Origin of the sequence: Pseudomonas sp. Sample_24, from assembly GCF_004307605.1 — a bacterium.
Classification (GTDB): Bacteria; Pseudomonadota; Gammaproteobacteria; order Pseudomonadales; family Pseudomonadaceae; genus Aquipseudomonas.
In genome coordinates this window covers 1-2,952 of the sequence record NZ_RCNW01000472.1, presented here as the reverse complement: position 1 = coordinate 2,952, position 2,952 = coordinate 1, and the positions used below count along the sequence as shown (strand labels likewise).

The window sequence follows — 2,952 nt, the reverse complement described above, 5'->3', positions numbered from 1 at the left end:
TCATCCTCGCCGGTGGCGTGATGAACATGACCCCATGGGGCGGCCCGACCGCCCGTGCCGCGAGTGCGCTGCACGTGGACCCGTCGGCGATCTTCGTGCCGATGATTCCGGCGATGGCAGCCGGTGTGGTGGCGATCCTGGCGATTGCTTACTTCTACGGCAAGCGTGAACGTGCGCGTCTGGGTGAGTTGCACCTGGTGGGCGATGAGATCGATCACAGCGAAATCAGCGTCTCGCAATTCCCCGATGCCCGTCGTCCGAAGCTGATCTGGTTCAACGGTGCCCTGACCCTGGGCTTAATGTGCACCCTGATCGCTGGCCTGTTGCCGTTGCCGGTATTGTTCATGGTGGCCTTCAGTATCGCGATGATCGTTAACTACCCATGCCTGCAACAACAGAAGGATCGCGTGGCTGCCCATGCTGGCAGTGTGCTGGCGGTGGTCGGGCTGATCTTTGCTGCCGGTATCTTCACCGGTATCCTGTCGGGCACCGGTATGGTCGATGCGATGTCGAAAAGCCTGCTGTCGGTGATTCCGGATTTCCTCGGCCCGTACCTGGCAGTCATAACGGCGCTGGTGAGCATGCCGTTCACGTTCTTCATGTCGAACGATGCATTTTATTACGGCGTGTTACCGGTACTTGCCGAAGCCGCCAGCCATTACGGTATAACCGCGGTGGAAATGGCACGTGCCTCGATCGTCGGTCAGCCCGTCCACTTGTTGAGCCCGCTGGTACCATCGACTTATTTGTTGGTGGCCCTGGCCGGGATCGATTTTGGTGATCACCAGCGCTTCACCCTCAAGTGGGCAGTGCTGGTGTGTATGTGCATACTGGTTGCTGCATTGCTGATGGGGATTTTTCCGCTGTTCAGCACTCTATAAGCCCAAGACTCACCACACCGGGTCCAGGCTTCGTTTTTGAAGCCCGGGCCCGTTTTGGTTTAACAATCGCTCAAAGGAATACACATGGAATGGCTGACCAACCCTGAAATCTGGGTTGCCTTCTTCACCCTGACTGCTCTGGAAATCGTCCTGGGCATCGATAACATCATCATGATTTCGATCCTGGTCAGCCGCATGCCCAAGCACATGCAACAGCGCACGCGGATTTTCGGCCTGGCGCTGGCCATGATCACGCGGATTCTGTTGCTGCTGTCGATCACCTGGGTCATGCGCCTCACCGCCGACTTGTTCGAAGTATTCGGCCAGGGCATTTCCGGACGTGACCTGATCCTGTTCTTTGGTGGCCTGTTCCTGCTGTGGAAGAGCTCGCAAGAGATGTACCACGCACTGGAAGGTGAAGACGAAAGCAACGAAGAACCTTCGGGCAAGGGTGGCAACTTCCTCTACACCATCATCCAGATCGCGATCATCGACATCGTGTTCTCGCTGGACTCGGTGATCACCGCGGTCGGCATGGTGTCCCATGTACCGGTCATGGTGGCGGCGATCGTTGTCGCGGTTCTGGTGATGATGCTGGCCTCGGGCACCATCAGCACGTTCATCGACAAGCACCCATCCCTGAAAATGCTGGCGCTGTCGTTCCTGTTGGTAGTCGGTACCGTTCTGATTGCCGAATCCCTGGATGTGCACGTGCCAAAAGGCTACGTCTACTTTGCCATGGCGTTCTCGCTGGCGGTGGAAGCGATCAACATCAAGATGCGCACCGCGATGGCGAGAAAGCGCAAGCAGCAGGATCCGGTGAAACTGCGCAAGGACATTCCGGGACAGTAACCCGGAGGGCAAAGCTCTGTGGGATAAGAGCTTTTGTGGCGAGGGAGCTTGCTCCCGCTCGACTGCGCAGCAGGCGTAAACGTATCGGACTTGCCGGTATTGGGGCCGCTACGCGACCCAGCGGGAGCAAGCTCCTTCGCCACAGTCACGCTGTGAACAAGGGGACCTTCGGGTCCCTTTTTCATTTTCCGCACGGAGCTGTTTTCATGACAGTTTTGTTTCAATCACGTCTTTAGCTATGCGATGCTGGCGTCCAGACCGTTAGCCAACTACAGCTTAAGTACAGAAGAAGTAGATCGTCGCGCGGCACCGTCAACTTGCTCCCTTTGGAGCGCTACACCACAGGGGGTCTGTATGCTCACCCTGCTCAATCTACTCTCCGCCGTGGCCTTGTTGATCTGGGGCACGCACATCGTCCGAACCGGCATTCTGCGGGTGTTTGGCTCCAACTTGCGCCATGTCATCGGACAGAACATGTCCAGACGCTGGCTGGCGTTCATTTCCGGAATCGTCGTCACCGCGATGGTGCAGAGCAGCAACGCCACCGCGATGCTGGTCACTTCATTTGTCGGCCAGGGCTTGATGGCGCTGACGCCGGCGCTGGCCACCATGCTTGGCGCGGATGTCGGTACGGCGTTGATGGCGCGGGTGTTGACTCTTGACCTGTCATGGCTGTCGCCGCTGCTGATTTTCCTCGGGGTGATTTTCTTTCTCTCGCGCAAACAGACCCGCCTGGGCCAGATGGGCCGTGTCGCGATCGGCTTGGGCTTGATCATCCTGGCGTTGCAGCTGATCGTCGAAGCGGCCACGCCGATCACTCATGCCCAAGGGGTGAAGGTAATCTTCGCCTCGCTGACCGGCGACATTCTGCTCGACGCCCTGGTGGGTGCGCTGTTCGCGATGATTTCCTATTCAAGCCTCGCGGCGGTGCTGCTGACCGCGACCCTGGCCGGCGCGAACGTGATCAGTCTGCCGGTGGCCATCGGCCTGGTGATCGGTGCCAACATCGGCAGCGGCATTCTGGCGTTCCTCAGCACCAGCATGCAGAACGCCGCCGGGCGCCAGGTGGCATTGGGCAGCCTGCTGTACAAACTGATCGGCCTGGTGCTGATCATTCCGGTGCTCGACCCCGTGGTGCATTGGCTCGACAGCCTCGACTTCAGCCCTCAGGAAATGGTCATCGGCTTCCACCTGCTCTACAACACGGCGCGCTGCCTGA

Annotated in this window: 3 protein-coding genes; all 3 read left to right on the top strand. The window is 58.7% G+C overall.

The window, feature by feature from the left end; genetic code table 11:
* On the top strand, positions 1-881 hold an 881-nt coding region (locus D8V06_RS27065; protein ID WP_130932164.1), incomplete at its 5' end, for a citrate:proton symporter.
* 84 nt (positions 882-965) lie between these two features.
* Positions 966-1,733 carry a TerC family protein gene (locus D8V06_RS27060; RefSeq protein ID WP_056854230.1) on the top strand — a complete coding sequence of 256 codons (768 nt, stop codon included), beginning with the start codon at positions 966-968 and terminating at the stop codon, positions 1,731-1,733.
* 354 nt (positions 1,734-2,087) lie between these two features.
* Positions 2,088-2,952, top strand: an 865-nt coding sequence (locus tag D8V06_RS27055) for a Na/Pi cotransporter family protein (RefSeq protein ID WP_130932163.1), incomplete at its 3' end; no start/stop codon positions are given.

Bases quoted from the DNA above. Each gene is read 5' to 3' on its own strand.
- D8V06_RS27060 (WP_056854230.1), top strand. From the start codon at position 966: ATGGAATGGCTGACCAACCCTGAAATCTGGGTTGCCTTCTTCACCCTG.